At 61.3% G+C, this 20,356-nt stretch carries 14 protein-coding genes; all 14 read left to right on the forward strand.

What is annotated here, in order from left to right; genetic code table 11:
• The first annotated feature begins 95 nt into the window (after nucleotides 1–95).
• The 14 genes from corA (at nucleotide 96) to urtB (ending at nucleotide 19,616) form a co-directional block, all read left to right on the forward strand.
• A complete protein-coding gene (gene corA / locus WG78_RS18515; protein WP_053939325.1) occupies nucleotides 96–1,055 on the forward strand; it encodes a magnesium/cobalt transporter CorA in 960 nt (319 codons plus the stop codon).
• A 107-nt stretch (nucleotides 1,056–1,162) separates the two neighbouring features.
• A complete protein-coding gene (gshA, locus tag WG78_RS18520) occupies nucleotides 1,163–2,461 on the forward strand; it encodes a glutamate--cysteine ligase (RefSeq protein ID WP_053939326.1) in 1,299 nt (432 codons plus the stop codon).
• Nucleotides 2,462–2,500: 39 nt separating this feature from the next.
• Entirely contained in the window at nucleotides 2,501–3,451 is a 951-nt protein-coding gene (gshB, locus tag WG78_RS18525; protein ID WP_053939327.1) for a glutathione synthase, read from the forward strand.
• A 20-nt stretch (nucleotides 3,452–3,471) separates the two neighbouring features.
• Nucleotides 3,472–4,488 (forward strand): FAD:protein FMN transferase, encoded by a 1,017-nt coding sequence (locus WG78_RS18530; protein WP_236692078.1) that lies wholly within the window; start codon nucleotides 3,472–3,474, stop codon nucleotides 4,486–4,488.
• A gap of 182 nt (nucleotides 4,489–4,670) precedes the next feature.
• Entirely contained in the window at nucleotides 4,671–5,066 is a 396-nt protein-coding gene (locus tag WG78_RS18535; RefSeq protein WP_053939328.1) for a PTS sugar transporter subunit IIA, read from the forward strand.
• Nucleotides 5,067–5,084: 18 nt separating this feature from the next.
• Entirely contained in the window at nucleotides 5,085–5,354 is a 270-nt protein-coding gene (locus WG78_RS18540) for an HPr family phosphocarrier protein (protein WP_053939329.1), read from the forward strand.
• A 52-nt stretch (nucleotides 5,355–5,406) separates the two neighbouring features.
• Nucleotides 5,407–7,134, forward strand: a complete 1,728-nt coding sequence (ptsP, locus tag WG78_RS18545) for a phosphoenolpyruvate--protein phosphotransferase (RefSeq protein WP_053939330.1) — start codon at nucleotides 5,407–5,409, stop codon at nucleotides 7,132–7,134.
• 95 nt (nucleotides 7,135–7,229) lie between these two features.
• Nucleotides 7,230–8,858 (forward strand): GGDEF domain-containing protein, encoded by a 1,629-nt coding sequence (locus WG78_RS18550; RefSeq protein ID WP_083459367.1) that lies wholly within the window; start codon nucleotides 7,230–7,232, stop codon nucleotides 8,856–8,858.
• Nucleotides 8,855–9,931, forward strand: a complete 1,077-nt coding sequence (locus tag WG78_RS18555) for a tetratricopeptide repeat protein (RefSeq protein WP_053939332.1) — start codon at nucleotides 8,855–8,857, stop codon at nucleotides 9,929–9,931. Before WG78_RS18550 ends, WG78_RS18555 begins: the two co-directional genes overlap by 4 nt.
• A 284-nt stretch (nucleotides 9,932–10,215) precedes the next feature.
• Nucleotides 10,216–12,030 (forward strand): allophanate hydrolase, encoded by a 1,815-nt coding sequence (atzF, locus tag WG78_RS18560; RefSeq protein ID WP_053939333.1) that lies wholly within the window; start codon nucleotides 10,216–10,218, stop codon nucleotides 12,028–12,030.
• Between the two features lie 73 nt (nucleotides 12,031–12,103).
• On the forward strand, nucleotides 12,104–15,754 hold the full coding sequence (gene uca / locus WG78_RS18565; protein ID WP_053939334.1) for an urea carboxylase: 3,651 nt from the start codon (nucleotides 12,104–12,106) through the stop codon (nucleotides 15,752–15,754).
• Nucleotides 15,751–16,518 (forward strand): GntR family transcriptional regulator, encoded by a 768-nt coding sequence (locus tag WG78_RS18570; protein ID WP_083459369.1) that lies wholly within the window; start codon nucleotides 15,751–15,753, stop codon nucleotides 16,516–16,518. The genes uca and WG78_RS18570 overlap by 4 nt, the downstream gene beginning before the upstream one ends.
• A 146-nt stretch (nucleotides 16,519–16,664) precedes the next feature.
• Nucleotides 16,665–17,930, forward strand: a complete 1,266-nt coding sequence (gene urtA / locus WG78_RS18575) for an urea ABC transporter substrate-binding protein (protein ID WP_053939335.1) — start codon at nucleotides 16,665–16,667, stop codon at nucleotides 17,928–17,930.
• 93 nt (nucleotides 17,931–18,023) lie between these two features.
• Complete coding sequence (gene urtB, locus WG78_RS18580) at nucleotides 18,024–19,616, forward strand: urea ABC transporter permease subunit UrtB (RefSeq protein WP_053939336.1); 1,593 nt, start codon at nucleotides 18,024–18,026, stop codon at nucleotides 19,614–19,616.
• The last annotated feature ends 740 nt before the right edge of the window (nucleotides 19,617–20,356 follow it).

Raw genomic sequence — 20,356 nt, forward strand, 5'->3', positions numbered from 1 at the left:
GTTTAGTAGCCGCGAACACGCCGCACAAATTGTGCGGGCGCGCGGGCGGCAGGCTCTCGTATAATCCGCGCACAGAATGAGACGGAGTTGTGCGCATGCTAACCGCTTACGGTTTTGTCGAAGGCCGACTGCGGCCGATGCCGGTAGAAGCGGCGGCCGATCTGGTCAAGCCAGACGTGGTGTGGGTGGATGTGGTCGACGCGCTGGAACACGAGCGCGGCTGGCTGAATGAAACCTTCAAGCTCAAACTCGATGACGAAGAAATGGAAGACATCGAGGATTCGGCGCGTTGTTATATCGACGAAGCCGGCATCCATCTCAATTCGTTTTTTCTGCATCAGCGCCATGACGAAGCCGAAGTGCTGACGGTGACTTTTTTGCTAACCGAAGGCCGGCTGTTATCCATCCGCACCGACGAGCTGGCCGCGTTCCGGCTGTTCCGGATGCGCGCGCGCATGCAGGCCGACTTTGTGCATTCGGCGGAAGACATTCTGCTGGCCATTTATGACGTCGCGGTCGAATACGCCGCCGATGTGCTCGAAGGCGTGTACACCGGCCTCGACAAGGTCAGCAGCCGCGTGCTGACGCGTTCCAGCGAAATGAGCGATAAAGACATGGCCGAAACCGTCTCCGACATCGCGCGCCAGGAAGACATGAACGGCAAAGTGCGGCTGGACTTGATGGACACGCGGCGGGCATTGTCTTTTTTGCTGCGCGGACGTAGTTTGACGCACGCACAGCAAGACAATCTGCGCGAAGTACTGCGCGATCTGGAATCGCTGAACAACCACACCGCCTTTCTGTTCGACAAGATCAACTTCTTGATGGACGCGGTGATGGGCCTGATCAACCTGCAGCAAAACAAGATCATCAAGATTTTCTCGATTGCCGCCGTGGTGTTTCTGCCGCCGACGGTCATCGCCAGCATCTACGGCATGAACTTCAACGCCATGCCGGAACTACACTGGCAATTGGGCTATCCGTTTGCGCTGGTTTTGATGGTGCTGTCCGGCATTGCGCCGTACTGGTTTTTCAAGCGCAAGGGCTGGTTGTAACGTAACCCGCGCAGGCTGCGATAACGCCCCCTGCAGGCGTGCTACCTTGTTTTTTTGTCGCCACGGCCGCATTTGTGCCTGACGCTTTTTTAAGATGGGTGTTACCGATGACCGTTCCGCATCTCACCACCGCGCTGTCTGGCCCTTTGCTGGATCTGGAGCGCCGTATTCTGCTGGCCCAGCCCGAAATCGAACACTGGCTGCGCAATCAATGGCAAGAATCGACGCCGCCGTTCTATGGCTCGGTGGATTTGCGCAACGCCGGTTACAAGCTGGCCCCGGTGGACATGAACCTGTACCCGGGTGGCTTTAACAACCTGAATCCCGAATTCCACCCGCTGGGCGTGCAAGCGGTGATGACCGCGCTGGAAAGCTTCTGCCCCGACGCCAAGCGCCTGCTGCTGATTCCCGAAAACCACACCCGCAATACCTTCTATCTGCAGAACGTGGCCGCGCTGACGCGCATTCTGAAGATGGCGGGCCTGGTGGTGCGCCTGGGCACGCTCAACCCCGAAATCACCGAGCCGACTTCGTTTGATCTGCCCGATGGCCAGAAACTGACGTTGGAACCGCTGGTGCGCAATGGCCGCCGCTTGGGCGTGGCCGGTTTCGACCCGTGTGCCGTGCTGCTTAACAATGACTTGTCAGCCGGTATTCCGCCGATCCTGGAAGGCATTGAGCAAACGCTGCTGCCGCCGCTGCATGCAGGCTGGGCTGTGCGCCGCAAAACGCATCACTTTGCCGCCTATGACCACGTCGCCAACGACTTCGCCAAGCTGATCGGCATCGATCCGTGGACCATCAACCCGTATTTTGATCATGTCGATCAACTCGACTTCCACGCCCGCACCGGCGAAGAACGTCTGGCCGATACCGTCAGCCAGATGCTGGAAAAAATCCGCAGCAAATATAAAGAACACGGCATCGACCATGACCCGTTTGTGATCGTCAAAGCCAATGCCGGCACCTACGGCATGGGCGTGATGAGCGTTAAATCGGCCGATGACGTGGTCGGTCTTAACCGCAAGCAACGCAACAAGATGAGCGTCATCAAGGAAGGCCTGGAAGTGCACGATGTGATCGTGCAGGAAGGCGTGCCGACCTTTGAGAGCATCAACGACGCCGTGGCCGAGCCGGTGGTTTATATGATGGATCGCTTTGTGGTGGGCGGTTTCTACCGCGTACACACCGATCGCGGCCCCGAAGAAAACCTCAACGCGCCCGGCATGCATTTTGTGCCGCTGGGCTTTGCCAGCCCGTGCACCACGCCGGATTGCGATGGCGAACCCGATAGCGCGCCTAACCGTTTCTACGCCTATGGCGTCGTCGCGCGGCTGGCCTTGCTGGCGGCAGCGCACGAACTGGAAGCCACCGCGCCCGCCGTGCATTTGTCGTTCGCGGCCTGAACGCCCCCGCCCCTCCCGCGGTTTTAACCGGAACCCAACATGCGCCTGCTCGTCATTGCTGACCCCGTGGTCGGCTTCAAGATCCACAAAGATTCCACCTATGTGATGTTGCGCGAGGCCGCGCGACGCGGGTGGGAACTGTGGGTGACGCAGGCGCATGATCTGCGTGTGTACAACGGCGTGGTCGAAGCCGCCGCGCAAAAGCTCACCTTTACCGATACGCAGGAATACAAGATCTGGTTTGAACTGGAACCGCATCTGCAACAGCCGCTAAAAGACTTTGGCGCCGTGCTGATGCGCAAAGACCCGCCGTTTGATGCGCAATATCTGTACGCCACGCATCTGCTGTCGCTGGCCGAGGCGCAAGGCGCACGCGTGTTCAATCCGGGCCAGACGCTGCGCGATTACAACGAAAAGCTGGCCATCCTCAAACACCCGGAATTCATTACGCCCACAATGGTGACGCAGCGCGCCGCCGATATCCGCGTATTTCTGGCCGAGCATCAGGATGTGATTCTCAAGCCGCTGGATGGCATGGGCGGCATGGGCATTTTCCGCATTACACCCAACGACCCCAATGTCGGCTCGATTATCGAAACGCTCACCGAGAACGAAACCCGCACCGTGATGGCGCAGCGTTATCTGCCCGCCATCAAGGACGGCGACAAGCGCGTGTTGCTGATTGACGGCAAGCCGGTGGACTGGTGCCTGGCGCGCATTCCGGCCGCGGGCGAAACGCGGGGCAATCTGGCGGCGGGCGGCACCGGCGTGGCGCGGCCGCTGACGCCGCGCGACCGCGAAATTGCAGAAACGCTGGGCCCGCAACTGGCCGCCAAAGGTCTGTTTCTGGTGGGTCTGGACGTGATTGGCGACAACGTCACCGAAATCAACGTCACCAGCCCCACCTGCTTCCAGGAAATTACCGCGCAATCCGGCATTGATGTGGCGGCTTTGTTTATCGACGCGCTTGAGCGCAAGTTGGGCCTGTGATCCGATTGTGGTGCCGGTTTTTGCTGTATGCCGTATGCGCGATCACGCTGACTGCCTGCGGCAAACCGCCTGAATTCCAGCAAGAAAGCTATGTGTTCGGCACGCGCGTGCAGATCACCATCTATGGCGAGCCCGAAGACAAGGCCGCGCCCGTCAGCGCCGCCATCCTGGCTGACCTCGACCGGCTGCACGCGCGTCTGCATGCCTGGCAGCCTTCAGAAATCACGCGCATGAATGCGGCCTTTGCCCAAGGCAAGCCGTACCAGACTGACCCCGAAATGATCGCGATCCTGAAGCAGGCCAAGGGCTACGCCGATCGCTCCGATCAATTGTTTGATCCGGCCATTGGCGATCTGGTGGCGGCTTGGGGTTTCCATGAAGACACGTTCGCTGCCGTTTTGCCCGACCCGGCCTTGTTGCACACGCTGGTGGCGGCGCATCCGTCGCTGGACGATCTGGAATTTGATGGCAACCAGGTCAGCAGCCGCAATCCGGCCGTCAACATTGATCTGGGTGGCTTTAAAGGCTTTGCGCTGGACCGCGCCGCCAGTTATTTGCGCAAAAAGGGCATGAATAACGCGCTGATCAATATTGGCGGCAATGTGCTGGCGCTGGGCCGCAAAGGCGATACGCCGTGGAAAGTGGGCCTGCAGCATCCGCGCAAACCTGGCGTGCTGGCCATCATCCAGCTTAACGACGGCGAATCGATCGGCACCTCGGGCGACTATCAGCGCTACTTTGAAGTCAAAGGCCAGCGTTATTCGCATCTGATTGATCCGCGCAGCGGCCAGCCCGCGCAAACCATGCAGGCGGCCACCGTGATTGCGCCGCCCAGCGCCGAGGCGGGCGCGATTTCGGATGCGTCCACCAAACCGGTGTTTATTGGCGGCATCAGCAGCGCCACGCATTACGCCGAACGCTTTGGCATCAAGGATGTGTTGCTGGTGGCCAGTGATGGCAGTGTGTATCTAACCCCCGATATGCAGGCGCGCGTGCAATGGCAGCAGAACCCGCCGCATATCTACCGGTTGCGCTAAGGCCACAACCCGCCCCGCTACACCGGATATTTTGCCGCGCAGGTCAGGTTATCTCTTACGAGACAGGCGGTTTTTCGGTTATAAATCCGGGTAGGGCGCGCGCCGGGCAGCTTGCGGCGCGGCGATAACCCAAAACAAGACCCGAATACACTGCACCAGGCCGTACAAGGAAACCGTTCCACATGGTAGGCATCATCATCGTGACGCATGTGTCGCTGGGCGAGGCGCTGATCTCGTGTGCGCAGCACATCATGGGCCGCCCCGTGCTCAATGTCGCGCAACTGGCGGTCAGCAAAACCGATGATCCCGACCAGGTGGTGGTCAAGGCGCAAGAACTGATCGAAGTCCTGGACGATGGCTCGGGCGTGCTGTTGCTCACCGACATCTACGGCGGAACGCCCTCGAATGTGGCCAACCGCCTGATCCAGCCGGGCCGCGTCGAAGCGGTGGCCGGTGTCAATCTTCCCATGCTGGTGCGCGCGCTGACGTACTGTCAGCAGCCGCTCGAAGTGGTGGTCAGCAAGGCCATCACCGGCGGGCTCGAAGGCGTTTTGTACATGTTGCCCAATCAAGGCTGATCAAGGTCAGAGAACACCATGCCGTTACTCGAAGTGGAAATCGTCAACAAACTGGGCCTGCACGCCCGGGCCTCCAGCAAGCTCACCCAACTGGCCAGCCAGTTTCAGAGCGAGGTCTGGATCAGTCGCAATCAAAAACGTGTCAACGCCAAGTCCATCATGGGCGTGATGATGTTGGCGGCGGGCAAAGGCAGCAAGGTCACGCTGGAAACCAGCGGCCCGGATGACCAGAACGCACTGGATGCGCTGACGGCGCTGATTGCAGACAAGTTCGGCGAAGGCGAATAAGCCTGCCCAGCACACACCGGCTGCCTGCACGCAGCCCTCGTCGGGAGGTTGGATGAGTCTTACATTGCATGGGATCGGCATCGGTGGCGGTATCGCCATCGGCCACGCGCATCTGATATCGCATACCGATATCGAGATTGTGCATTACGCGCTGCGGGACGAAGATCTGCCGTCCGAAGTGGCGCGTTATGACGCCGCGATCAAATCCACGCGCCAGGAACTGGAAATGCTGTGGGGCAGCATTCCGGATAACGCCCCCACCGAGCTGGGTGCGTTTCTAAGCCTGCATATCATGTTGCTCAACGACCAGACGCTGTCGGTGGAACCGCGCGAGCTGATCGTCAAACGCAAATGCAATGCCGAGTGGGCGCTGAAAGAACAGCTGGACCAGCTGTTGGCGCAATTTGACGATATCGAAGAAGAATATCTGCGCGAACGCCGCACCGACGTCATCCAGGTGGTGGAGCGCATCTTTAAAGCACTGGCGGGCCACGATGCGTGCAGCCATGCGCTGGCGCCCACCAACCGCGACACCATCCTGGTGGCGCATGACCTGTCGCCGGCCGACATGGTGCTGTTTAAAGACACCGATTACGCCGCCTTCATGACCGACGTGGGTGGCCCCACCTCGCACACAGCCATTCTGGCGCGCAGTCTGGATTTGCCGTCCGTGCTGGCCCTGCGCCAGGCGCGCGCGCTGATCCGCGAAGAAGAAGTGGTGATTGTCGATGGCGTGAACGGCGTGGTCATCGTTGACCCGGACGAACGCACGCTGGTGGAATACCGCGCCCGCCAGATTGAATGGCAAGCGCGCCAGGCCAAGTTGCAAGACATTCTGAACAGCCGCTCGATTACGCGCGACGGCGTGGAAATCGAACTGTTCGGCAATATCGAAATTCCTGACGACGTTGAACAAGTGCTGGCCGCCAACGCGGGCGGCATTGGCTTGTTCCGCTCCGAATTCCTCTTCCTCAGCGAAGACGATCTGCCCACCGAAGAAGAACAATACCAAGCCTATAAAGCGGTGACCGAACGCATGGGCGGCCAGCCCGTCATCATCCGCACCATCGATCTGGGCAAAGACAAAATCCCCAAGTGGCAAACCGAAACGGATTCGCCCAACCCCGCGTTGGGGCTGACCGGCGTGCGGCTGTGCCTGGCGGAAGCCGGCATGTTCCGCATCCAGTTGCGCGCGCTGTTGCGGGCCTCGGCGCACGGCAAGATCAAATTGCTGGTGCCGATGCTGTCGCACGTGGGCGAAGTCAAGCAGGTGCGCCGCCATATCGAAGAAACCAAGGCGCAATTGCAACGCGAAGGCATCGCCTTTGACGACGCCATCGAACTGGGCGGCATGATCGAAGTGCCGGCTGCAGCGCTGACGGTGGCGCATTTTCTGCATCATCTCGACTTTGCCTCAATCGGCACCAACGATCTGATCCAGTACACGCTGGCCGTTGATCGTAACGATGACGCGGTCTCGCACCTGTACGACCCGGTGCACCCGGCCGTGCTGCAATTGCTGGAACACATCATCGGCACCTGCAATCGCATGAACAAACCGATCTCGATGTGCGGCGAAATGGCCGGCGACCCGGTGCTGACACGCATTCTGCTGGGCCTGGGGCTGCGCCGCTTTTCGATGCTGCCCACGCAGATCCTCAAAGTGAAGCAACAAGTGCTGGATACCGATCTGGCCGAGGTGCGCGATCTGGTCGGCCAGTTATTGCAAGCCGAAAACGCCGACGAAGCGCGTGCACTGCTGAAACAACTGCAGTACTAGAATGCGCTAGAGTGCCCTTTCGCGAATTCGCGCCCGCCGCCCGCCTGGCTACCCGCATCAGGCCCGCGCGGCGGGTCTTACGTCCCAGGTGATTTATGAGTATGCAGCTGGCGCCGGCCAGCCCGGATGTCGCACAGCTTCTGGCGCAGGCCGAAGCACTGTATTTGCCGCAATGTGAACTCAGCCTGCCGCTGGCCGAGCAAGCCGCCCATCTGGCCGCCACGCTGGGTGATGAGGCCGGCGAAGCCGCCGCGCTGTGGCTATGGGGCCGTTGCCTGAACGTGCTGCAAGGCGGCGAGGCCGCGCAACCCGTGTTGCGCCGCGCGTTGACCATGGCCACCCACCTCGACAACGCCTTTGCCCGCGCCCGCGCCAACCACGCGCTGGCCGAAGCGCTGGCCAGTGGCGGCGACGACAGCCGCGCGCTCAGCCATTGGCTGGATTGCCTCGAAGACGCATTGTCCACCCAGCAAATCGGCCTGTTTATCGAAGCCACGCTGGGCCTGGGCAATCTGTACGTCATCCACGAAGACCACGAAAACGCCTTTCGCTATCACACCATCGCATCCGATTTCTCGCGCTTGCACGACAACCAGGATTTGCGCGCCAAAGCGGCGCTGCATCTGGCCGCCGACCTGATCAAGCTCGACCGTCTGCCGGTGGCCGAATCGGTATTACGCCGCGCGCAACAAGACCTGATCCTGCCCTTGCGCCGCGACTGGCTGGCCGAAATTCACAACTATCTGGGCGCGATTGCGCTGCGCCAGAACCAGTTTGACGCCGCCCGCGAGCATCTGGAGCAGGCCTATCAGATCAACCTTGATACCGGCTTGATGTGGGGCCAGATCGTCAATCTGACCGGGCTGGGCAAGCTGCTGCTGCGCTCGGGCGATGGCCAGACCGCCGAGCGCTACCTGTTGCAGGCGCTCAAGGCCGTCGAAAAACTGCATGCGCCGCATCTGGTGCAAGACATTCACGAACAACTGGCGCTGTTGTACGAGCAACGCGGCGATGACGTGCGCGCGGTGATGCATTACATCGGCTTTCACGAACACTATATGCAGCGTGTTAACCAGGGCGTGGCGGGCAAGCTGGCGCAATTGTCGTCGCGGCGGCTGGCCAATCTGGAAATCCGCTTGCGTTTGTTGGGTTCCGAATTCGAGCTTAATCGATTACGCGAAGCCAATCGCGAAACCGATCTGCGTGTGCAAGCGCTGCAAGATGCGGCCTATCGCGACGCGCTGACTGGCGTGATGAACCGGCGCGCGCTGGATGAATCGTTGCCCGGCATGATCGAAGCCGCGCAGCAGACCGGCGAAGCGCTGAGCATGCTGGTGCTCGATTTCGATCACTTCAAACTGATTAATGATCGCTGGTCGCATCAGGTGGGCGATCAGGTGCTACGCACTGGCGCGACCGTCTTGCAGGCTTCATTACGCGAGCACGATCTGGCCGCGCGTTACGGCGGCGAAGAATTCGTGCTGGTGTTGCGCAATACCGCGCTGGATCTGGCGCGCAATGTGGCCGAACGCATCCGCGCCCGTGTTGAGACCGAAGCCTGGCACCATATCGAACGCGGCTTGCAGGCCACGGTGTCGGTGGGCGTGGCGCAGTGGCAGAGCGCCGAATCCGCGGGTGCGTGGTTTTCGCGCGCCGATGCCGCCTTGTACGACGCCAAACGGCGCGGACGTAACCGGGTGTCTGTGGCAGGAGCCGATCGATGAACGCACGTGAGCAACTGCAAACAGTGCTGGCCACGCTGCGCAATCGCGGCATTGGCAACGAGCCCCCGGACGCCCAGGAACGCGCCGCACAAGCGGTCGCCCTGGCGCGGCGCGAGCAGGAAGTGGATCTGCTGGGCGCATTGCTGATCGAACAAGGCATGCTGGCCCTGGGCCGCGGCGAGCAAACGCTGGCCGAAGACATCCTGCAAGAAGCCGTGCGCGTGCTGGGCCGCGGCAAACACGAGCGCGAACATGTGCGCGCGCTGCATGCGCTGGGCCTGGCGCTGTATACCCGCGGAGAATATCTGCAGGCACTGGATACCTGGCTCAAAGGCATGGAACTGGCCGTGGCCGAAGGTCTGCGCGAAGACTGTGCACGCGCGTGGGTGGGCGTGGGCAAGGTCTATCACGCGTTTGGCCACACCCAGAGCGCACTGCATTTTCATGAGCAGGCATGGCAGTTGGCCGAGCGCGTGGGCGACCCGACGCTCTCGTGCGAGGTGGCCATCAACCTGGCTTCCACCGCTTATCGTTTGCATCATCTGGATGACGCGCTGCATTACCTGGCGCTGGCCGAAGTGTGGCTGAAAGGCCCGGTGCAGCACCCGTTGTGGTCGGCCGAAGTGCTGTCGTATTACGGGCTGATCTATTTTGAGCAGCATGATTACGCCAAGGCTGAAGCGGCATTAAACAGTGCGCGCGCGCTAAACCAGCATCACCGCAATCTGTGGGGCGAAGGCCATGTGCTGCTGCATCTGGGCCGCACTTATTACCAACTGCAGCGCATCCCAGAAGCGCTGGATTGCCTGAACCAGGCCAATGAAATCGCTGTGCGCGGCGGACTGGCGCATCTGGTGCAGCAAGCCGAAGCGCTGCTGGCGCAGATCAGCATGGAAACCGGCGATTACCGCCAGGCGCTGACGCACCAGAAACGCCTGCACGCCAGCGTAATCGCCACCCACCAGGACGAAGGCCAGACCATGCGGCTATCGCGCGCCAACGAAAAACGCCTGGCGCAGCTGGAACATCAACTCTCGGTAGAACGCATCCGCTTGCAGTTCAATCAGCCATAGGGTGGGTCAAGACCCACCCTGCAAAGCCGCCGAGACGTGCCACAAAGCGCGCGCCACCTTGGCGCGTCCGGCCACTCTGGAAGGTGGGTCTCGACCCACCCTATGCGGCATCAGTTCGGTGCACAGCGCATCAAGCGTCGTTCATCGCGGTGCAAGTTGTCTGTAAACCGCGTCAGCGTTTTCGCACAAACCACTCAAATTCCCTTTTAAATCAACGCCATCATTCCGCTGGCATGCGCCTTGCTCTAGTTCCATCACGTATGTATACAAGATGGAATACAAACATGAGCGCAACGGTACTTCCGCAATCGGGCTGGACACTCGAAGAATGGCAAGCCGCCTATCGCAACGGTCTGACCGTTGACACCGCCCTGCGCCATGTCTTGGCCCGCTGCTCCGCCAGCGACGTCGCCTGGATTTCGCTGGCCACGCCCGAGCAAATCGCCATCCAGTTGCATCAGCTGCAAGTGCGCCTGGCCGCAGTCGGTGGGGATCGCAGCCAGCTCCCTTTGTATGGCATTCCATTTGCCGTCAAAGACAATATCGATGTCGCCGGTTTTTCCTCGACCGCCGCTTGCCCCGAATTTGCGTTTGAGCCCAAAAAGCACGCCACGGTCATCCAGCAGCTCACCGATGCCGGCGCGATTGTGCTGGGCAAAACCAATCTTGATCAGTTTGCCACTGGCCTCAACGGCACGCGTTCGCCGTATGGTCCGGTGCCCAATGTGTTTAATCCGCGCTATATCAGCGGCGGTTCCAGCTCGGGCTCGGCCTCAGTCGTGGCGCGCGGACTGGTGCCGTTTGCGCTGGGCACCGATACCGCCGGTTCGGGCCGCGTGCCCGCAGGCTTTAACAATATCGTTGGCCTGAAGCCCACCAAAGGCTGGCTGTCCAACACCGGCGTCTTGCCCGCTTGCCGCACTCAGGATTGCGTGTCGGTATTTGCGCTGACCGTGGACGACGCCCAGGCCGTCGCGCATGTGGCCGGGGGCTTCGATGCCACCGACGCCTATAGCCGCGTACCCAATGCCGTCACCCGCGCCATGCCGTCCAAACCACGCTTCGCCATTCCGGATACGCTGGAATGGTTTGGCGATCAGGAATCCGCCCGCCTGTTTGCCGCCGCCATCGAGCATCTGCACGAAGCCGGCGTCAAAGTGGAAACCGTGCCGTTTGCGCCGTTCCTCGAACTGGCCGCGCTGCTATACAAAGGCGCGTTTGTGGCCGAACGCCTGGTCGCCACCGCCGACTTGCTGGCGCGCAACCCGGCCGCGATCAACCCGGTGGTGCGCGGCATTCTGGAAGGCGCCAATCAATATTCCGCGCTCGACGCCTTCAAAGCCGAATACCGCCGCGCCGAACTCACGCGCGTTATCCACCAAACCCTGGCCGGTTTCGATGGTCTGGTGGTGCCCACCGCGCCCAGCATCTACACCATCGAATCCATGCTGGCCGACCCGGTGGTGCTGAATGCCAATCTGGGCACGTATACCAACTTCGCCAATTTCTCCGATCTGTGCGCGCTGTCGCTGCCGTCCGGTTTCCGTGGCGACGGTTTGCCGTTTGGCATTACCGTGCTGGCCCCGGCGTGGCAAGACGATGCGCTGGCCGAGTTTGGCCGTGGCTGGCAACAACGCGCCGCGCTGCCTTTGGGCGCCAGCGGCCGCTGCCTGCCCGCACTGGCCCCAGCGCCAGCCCGCGCCGATTGCATCCGCGTCGCCGTAGTGGGCGCACACCTCACCGGCATGCCGCTCAACCATCAATTACTGGAACGCAACGCCACGCTGGCCGCGCGCACCTTTACCGCGCCCGAATACAACCTGTACGCGCTGGCCAATACCACGCCGCCCAAGCCCGGCCTGGTGCGCAGCGCCAACGGTGCGGCCATCGAAATCGAATTGTGGGATATGCCGATCAGCCAGTTCGGCAGCTTTGTCGGGCTGGTGCAAGCGCCGCTGGGTATCGGCACGCTCACCATCGCCGACGGCAGTCAGGTGAAAGGCTTTATCTGCGAACCGTGGGCCATTGCCGACGCCACCGACATCACCCGTTTTGGCGGCTGGCGCGCCTATCTGGCCAGCCTGAAGCCGCACGAATAAGCCGTTGCCACACCCACAAATCCAACAACTTGAGTAACCAGCCGGCCTGCCGCCGTTTGCGAGGTGTTTGAAGATGTTCAATACCGTACTGATTGCCAACCGGGGCGAAATCGCCTGCCGCGCCATCCGCACTCTCAAACATCTGGGCGTGGTCAGCGTGGCCGTATTCTCGGATGCCGACCGCAACAGCGCCCACGTGGCGCAGGCCGACGTGGCCATCGCACTGGGCGGCGATCGCCCGGCGGATAGTTATCTGCGCATCGACAAGATCATCGACGCCTGCAAGCAAACCGGCGCGCAAGCCGTGTTCCCCGGTTATGGCTTTTTAAGCGAGAGCGCCGAATTCGCCGCCGCCTGCGACGCCAACGGCATCGTGTTTATCGGCCCCACCGCGCTGCAAATGCAGGAGTTCGGCCTGAAGCACCGTGCGCGTGAACTGGCCGCGCAAGCCGGCGTGCCCACCACACCCGGCAGCGGCTTGCTGGCCTCGGTGGCAGACGCGCTGGAACAAGCTGGCAAGATTGGTTATCCGGTGATGTTGAAAAGCACGGCCGGTGGCGGCGGTATTGGTCTGACGCGCTGTAACTCGGCCGAAGAACTGGCCGCCGCGTTCGACCGCGTACAACGCATGGGCGAACAGTTTTTCCGCGACAGCGGCGCGTTTGTCGAACGCTTTGTCGACCAGGCACGCCATATCGAAGTACAGATTTTTGGCGATGGCAAAGGCCAGGTCGCCGCCTTGGGCGAGCGCGATTGCTCCATCCAGCGCCGTAACCAGAAAGTGATTGAAGAAACCCCGGCGCCCAACCTGCCCGCCGCCACCCGCGCTGCTTTGCTGGCTTCGGCCAAAGCGCTGGGCGAATCGGTGAACTATCGCTCGGCCGGCACCGTGGAATATGTCTACGACAGCGCACGCGATGAATTCTATTTTCTGGAGGTCAACACACGCCTGCAGGTGGAACACCCGGTCACCGAATCCGTTACCGGGCTTGATCTGGTCGAATGCATGCTGCGCGTGGCGGCCGGGGATGCGCTGGATTGGGATGCGCTCAACGCCGCCCCGCAAGGCGCGGCCATCGAAGTACGTTTGTACGCCGAAGACCCGGTCAAACAATTCCAGCCCTCGCCCGGCTTGCTGACCGAAGTGCGCTTTCCCGAATCCGATATCGTGCCGGTGCGGGTGGATGGCTGGGTGCAGACCGGCACCGAAGTACCGTCGCTGTACGACCCCTTGCTGGCCAAGCTGATCGTTAAAGGCGCGGACCGCGAACAGGCGCTCGACAATCTGCAAAAAGCGCTGGCGCATACCGCGCTGCATGGCATTGCCACCAACCTCGATTATTTGCGCCAGATTATCGCCAGCGAGGCGTTTTACAGCGGCAAGGTCTCAACCCGCTTTCTGGATACCTTTGAATTCAAACCCTCGGTGATCGAAGTCCTGGAGCCGGGCACTTATACCAGCGTGCAGGATTACCCGGGCCGCGTCGGCTATTGGGACATCGGCGTGCCGCCGTCCGGCCCGATGGATGATTATGCGCATCGCCTGGCCAACCGCATCGTCGGCAACGACATTGCCGCCGCCGCGCTGGAAGCCACATTGCAAGGCCCGTCGCTCAAGTTTCATTGCGATGCCGTGGTCGCCGTCACCGGCGCGCCCTGCCCGGTGACGCTGGATGCCGAACAACGCGAAATGAACGAGCCGCTGTATATCCGCGCCGGCCAGGTGTTGCGCTTGGGTCGCGTCAGCAGCGGTTGCCGCACTTATCTGGCTATCCGCAACGGCATCGATGTGCCGGTTTATCTGGGCAGCCGCGCCGCCTTTGCGCTGGGCCAGTTTGGTGGCCACGCCGGTCGCACCTTGCGCGCCGCCGATATGTTGCCGGTGGGCCAGCCCGACTTGCCCGCCAGCACCACACCCGCGCCCACCAGCCAGCCGCGCAGCGCCCCGGCCGCGCTGGTGCCGCAGTACGGCCAGTTATGGGAAATCGGCGTGTTGTACGGCCCGCACGGCGCGCCCGATTTCTTTACGCCCGAGTCGATTGCCAGTTTCTTCGAAGCCGAATGGGAAGTGCATTACAACTCCAACCGCTTGGGCGTGCGCCTGATTGGCCCCAAGCCGACCTGGACCCGCACCGATGGCGGCGAAGCCGGTTTGCATCCGTCCAATGTGCACGATTGCGAATACGCGGTCGGCAGCGTCAACTTTACCGGCGACAGCCCGGTGATCCTGACCCGCGACGGCCCCAGCCTGGGCGGCTTTGTCTGCCCGGTTACCATCGCCAAAGCCGAGTTGTGGAAAGTGGGCCAAGTCAAACCCGGCGACAAGATCCGTTTTCATGCCATCAGCTACAAACAGGCCGCCGCGTTGCAAGCCGCACAAGACGAACAACTGGCCACACTGCATTTAACGCCGCCCGAACCCGTGGCCGTCACCGTGCTGCCCGCCACTTCGTCGCCCGCCATCCTGGCCGAACTGCCCGCCAACGGCGCGCGCCCGGCGGTCACCTATCGCCAGGCCGGGGATACCTACATCCTGCTGGAATACGGCCCCAACGTGCTCGATCTGGCCTTGCGTCTGCGCGTGTATCTGCTAATGCAGAAACTGCGCGAGCTGGGCATTGAAGGCTTGCTGGAACTGGCACCGGGCGTGCGCTCGTTGCAGATCCGCTTTGATAGCCAGGTAATCAGCCAGCAAAAGCTGCTGGCCAATCTGCTGCTGGCCGACGCCAGCCTGCCCGATGTGGAAACGCTCAAGCTGCCGACGCGCGTGGTGTATATGCCGCTGGCGTTTGAAGATTCAGCCACGCTGGGGGCGGTTAAACGCTACTCGGAAACCGTTAAGGCCAAAGCGCCGTGGCTGCCCAATAACGTCGACTTTATCCAGCGCATTAACGGGCTGGATAGCCGCGAGCAAGTGCGCGACATCATCTACGACGCCAGCTATATGGTGATGGGCCTGGGCGATGTGTATCTGGGCGCCCCTTGCGCGGTGCCGATTGATCCGCGCCATCGCCTGCTGACCTCCAAATACAACCCGGCGCGCACCTTTACCGCCGAAGGCACGGTGGGGATCGGCGGCGTGTACATGTGCATTTACGGCATGGATTCGCCCGGCGGCTATCAGCTGGTGGGCCGCACGCTGCCGATCTGGAACACCTTCCTGAAGAACCCGGTGTTTGCCGTGGGCGAGCCGTGGCTGTTGCGCTTTTTTGACCAAGTGCGCTTTTACCCGGTGAGCGAAGCCGAACTCGACACGCTGCGCGAAGATTTCCGCCACGGCCGCGCCGATTTGCGCATCGAACAAGAAGTATTCGATTTCGCCGCCTACAAAGCCTTTCTGGCCGACAACGCGGTCAGCATTGATGACTTCAAGGCGAAGCAGAAAGTGGCCTTCGAAACCGAAGTGGCGTTGTGGCAAGCCGACGATGCCGCGCCGCAAGCCGCCGCCGAACTGGTGGAGGAAGACGACAGCAGCGTGCCCGATGGCCACCATGTGGTGAGCGCCGATCTGAATGGCAGCATCTGGAAAGTGCTGGTGGAAGTGGACCAGCACGTGGAAGCCGGCAGCACGCTGATTGTGGTTGAGGCCATGAAAATGGAACTGGCCGTCACCGCGCCCGTCAGCGGCATCGTGCGCACCATCCGCGCCCAGCCCGGCAAGGCGGTCACGCCGGGCGAGCGCTTGCTGGTGATCGAACCGGTGTTGGCGGAAGCCGCCGTATGAAGCCCGAATCGCTGATCGACCCGATCGAACCAACGCCTGCCGCTGAAGCCGCCAGCGTGGCCGCGCCACGGCGGCGCGGTGCGGCCGATAACCTGGCCAACCGGGTCTATGCGGCGATCAAGACCGACATCATGGAGTTCCGGCTGCTGCCCGGCGACCGCTTTACCGAAAGCGAAGTGGCCGAACGCCTGAGCGCCAGCCGCACGCCGGTGCGCGAAGCCTTGTACCGGCTGCAGGCCGAGCATTTTGTCGAAGTGCAATTTCGCAATGGCTGGCAGGTGCGGCCGTTTGATTTCGATTATTTCGAGGACCTGTACGACGTCCGCATCATCCTGGAACTGGCCGCGGTGCGCCGCTTGTGCGAACGCGTCACCGACGCGCCGGTGCCGGAGCTGGAAGCGCTGAAAGCCATCTGGCTGGTGCCGGTGGGCGAACGTATTACCGACGGCGTGATTGTGTCGGGCCATGACGAGAATTTTCACTCGGCCCTGGTGGCGGCCACGGGCAATGGCGAGATGGCGCGCATTCATCGCGAAGTGACTGAAAAAATCCGCCCGATCCGCCGGCTGGACTTTACCAAGCCGTATCGCGTGGATACGACCTACCACGAGCACGGCGCCATCCTGCGCGCCATCGTGCAACGCCGTAGCGATGAGGCGCAACGCATGCTGAAAGCACATATCGACGAGAGCAAAGCCGAAGTTCGCAAGATCACGCTGCACATGATGCATGCCGCGCGCCGACGCGGCGAAGAGAGCAGCTAGCCACACAGGTTGTGGCCTGCAACTGGGCCGGAACCCGGTACGACATCACGCAAAGACAACAACAAAAACCAGAACCAGAAAAGCAAGAAGCAGGAACGAAACTCCGTTTTTACATAAACCATGTTTCAGATTCGGGAGATGTCACCATGAACCGCCGTACCGCCGTTAAAACCCTGACCCTGGCCACTTTGCTGGCTGCCACCGGGCTGAGCAGTTCGCTGTCTTTCGCCGCCGACACCATCAAGGTCGGCATCCTGCATTCGCTGTCGGGCACGATGGCGATCTCTGAATCGGCGCTGGAACAAACCGCGCTGATGACCATTGCCGAAATCAACGCCCAAGGCGGCGTGATGGGCAAAAAGCTGGAACCGGTGGTGGTTGATCCGGCCTCCAACTGGCCGCTGTTTGCCGAAAAAGCCCGCCAGCTGCTTTCCAAAGACAAAGTGGATGTGGTGTTTGGCTGCTGGACTTCGGTATCGCGTAAATCGGTGCTGCCGGTATTTCGCGAACTGAACGGCCTGCTGTTCTACCCGGTGCAGTACGAAGGCGAAGAACTTGAGAAAAACGTGTTCTACACCGGCGCTGCACCTAACCAGCAAGCCATTCCGGCGGTGGATTATCTGCTGAGCAAAGACGGCGGCGAAGCCAAGCGCTTTGTGTTGCTGGGCACCGATTATGTGTACCCGCGTACCACCAACAAGATTCTGCGTTCCTACCTGCATAGCAAGGGCATTCAGGACGCCGACATCATGGAGGAATACACCCCGTTTGGTTATTCCGACTACCAGACCATCATCGCCAAGGTGAAAGACTTTGCCGCCCAAGGCAAAAAGACCGCCGTGGTCTCCACCATCAACGGCGACAGCAACGTGCCGTTTTACAAAGAACTGGGCAACGCCGGCCTGAAAGCCACCGATGTGCCGGTGGTGGCGTTCTCGGTGGGCGAGGAAGAACTGCGTGGCGTGGATACCAAACCGCTGGTGGGCCAACTGGCCGCGTGGAACTACTTTGAATCGGTCAAGAACCCGGAAAACACCAAGTTCGTGAAGATGTATCGCGACTGGGCCAAAAAGCAAAAGCTGCCTAACTACGAAACCGCCGTCACCAATGATCCGATGGAAGCCACTTACGTCGGTATCCATATGTGGAAGCAAGCGGTCGAGAAAGCCAAGTCCACCGATGTCGACAAGGTGATTGCGGCCATGGGCGGCCAGACCTTCAAGGCGCCGAGCGGCTTTACCCTGGAAATGGACCCGAAAAACCATCACCTGCACAAGCCGGTGATGATTGGTGAAGTCAAAGCCAACGGCCAGTTCAACGTGGTGTGGAAGACCTCGTCCACCGTCAAGGCGCAACCGTGGAGCCCGTTTATCCCCGGTAACGACAAGAAGAAAGACGAACCGGAAATGTAAGCCCCGGTGGGTTCTGCGTTGAATGCTTGAGTTTTGCTGAGTAACAGGCGGATCGGGCCCACGGGCCTGATCCGTTACCGAGGGGACACCCCGATGCATAAATCCGTGTATGCCCGTGTGCTGGCGCTGCTATTGTGGCTGCTGTGCGCACCCGCCATGGCCGCGCTGGACGCCAGGCTGGTCAAGCAACTGACCGACGACGATAGCGACCAGAAAATCGCCGCCATCAGCGCGCTGGCCGCCACCGCCAGCCCCGATGCGCAAAAGCTGCTGACCGCGCTGGGCAACGATGCGCTGTATGCCAGCGACAGCAAGATCTGGTTCAAGGCCGATGACAAAGCGTATGACGCGGTCAGCGGCGCCGAACTGAACCCCGCGCCGGAAGACGTGGACACGGTATCGATCAATAACCGCGTGCGCGGCGCGCTGCAGGGCGCGTTGTCGGGCTTCAGCTTGCTGGATAAAGACCCCGCCGTGCGCATGAAGTCGGTGCAGGCGCTGCAATCGTCAGTGGGCCCGGCCATGGTGCCGATGCTGACCACGGCGCTGAAAACCGAAACCGACAAGGGCGTGAAAGCCCAACTCGAACAATTACTGGCGCAAGCCAATCTGCAAAACCCGGACGCCAAAGCGCGGCTGGCGGCGGTGGATGGGCTGGCGCATAGCAACTCGCCGGCCGCACGCGGTTTGCTGCTGGCCCTGACCGACCCGGCGCACGAAAAAGACGCCACCGTGCGCACCGCAGCGCAAAGCGCAGTCGCCTCGATCGACAGCCGGCTGGCGTGGATTGCTGCGGTGGCGAATGTGTTTTCCGGGCTGAGCCTCGGCAGCATTCTGCTGCTGGCGGCGCTGGGCCTGGCCATCACTTATGGCGTGATGGGCGTGATCAATATGGCGCACGGCGAGCTGCTGATGGTGGGCGCGTACTCGGCCTATGTCACCCAAGGCGTGTTCCGCGCGCACTTTGCCGGGGCGCAGGACTGGTATCTGGTGGCGGCGATCCCGGTGGCGTTTTGCGCAGCAGCGCTGGTGGGCATGCTGATGGAACGCACCGTTATCCGCTGGCTATACGGCCGCCCGCTGGAGACGCTGCTGGCGACGTGGGGGATTTCGCTGGTGCTGATCCAGGCAGCGCGCGCGCTGTTCGGGCCGCAGAACGTGGAGGTGTCGAACCCGTCGTGGATGTCGGGCGGCATCGAACTGCTGCCCAGCCTGATCCTGCCTTGGAACCGCGTGGTGATCATTGGGTTTGCGCTGTCGGTGCTGGTGTTGATGTGGGCCATCATGCAAAAGACGCGGCTGGGCCTGTTTGTGCGCGCGGTGACGCAGAACCGGGCGATGGCGGGCTGCGTGGGCGTGGCGACGCGGCGCGTGGATACGCTGGCGTTTGGCCTGGGCGCGGGGATTGCCGGGCTGGGTGGATTGGCGTTGTCGCAGATTGCCAACGTCGGGCCCGATATGGGGCAGGGTTATATCGTTGATTCGTTCCTGGTGGTGGTGCTCGGCGGCGTCGGGCAACTGGCGGGGGCGGTGTGGGCGGCGTTGGGGTTGGGCATCGTCACCAAGCTGCTGGAAGGCTGGGCGGGGGCGGTGATTGCGAAGATTCTGGTGCTGGCGTTCATCATTGTGTTTATTCAGCGGCGGCCGCAGGGGTTGTTTGCTTTGAAGGGGCGGGTGGTGGATTGAGCGGGTTGTCTGGGCAGTGGGGGATTGGGCGGTTTGTTTGGGTGGTGGTGGTGGGTTTGGGCGGTGTTGAAGAGCTTAAACGCTTATGCCTGGGGCGGGTTTTTTGATATTCGGGGGGTGTTGGAAAAGCACTTAACCGCTTGGGCCTGCAGCGCATTTTTGATGTTTGGCCTGCGCCGAGTGACACTTTAACCGCTTGAGCCTGCGGCGCATTTTTGATACCCGGGGGTGCCCGGGAGCACGTTACTTTTCTTTGCTTCGCCAAAGAAAAGATAACCAAAAGAAAGGCGACCCCACTCGCGAATCCTTCGCTCGCCAGGGGGCCCGGTAGGTCAAAAGCCGAAACGGACCGTCTGTTACTTCCGCGCCTCAGCTGCCGCTCCGCGGACGCGACGCTCAGTCGGAGCCCCTCGGGTCTCCTACCTTCGCGCGCTCAGGAGATGGCGCTGGTTTGCCAGGCTTGCTGCCTCGTTGCCTTTGGCAACATCGGGTGGGCGTGGTGACTGGGCCGTGACAATGAACGACTAGTGCGCACGCTTAACGCTTTGTGCATAGGGTGGGTCTGGACCCACCACCCAAAGTGGCAAGCAAGAACAACTGGGCCAACCGCCCGCAAATTTACCTCCTCGCGGTGGCTTGCAAGAACAATCAGGCCGAATTACCCACATGCGTGCCTTCCCGCCGAGGCATGCAAGGAAACGTAGGGTGCGTTACCCCGAAGGGGTCTTGTCCTCGCTTGC

Origin of the sequence: Amantichitinum ursilacus (genome assembly GCF_001294205.1) — a bacterium.
Lineage (GTDB): Bacteria > Pseudomonadota > Gammaproteobacteria > Burkholderiales > Chitinibacteraceae > Amantichitinum > Amantichitinum ursilacus.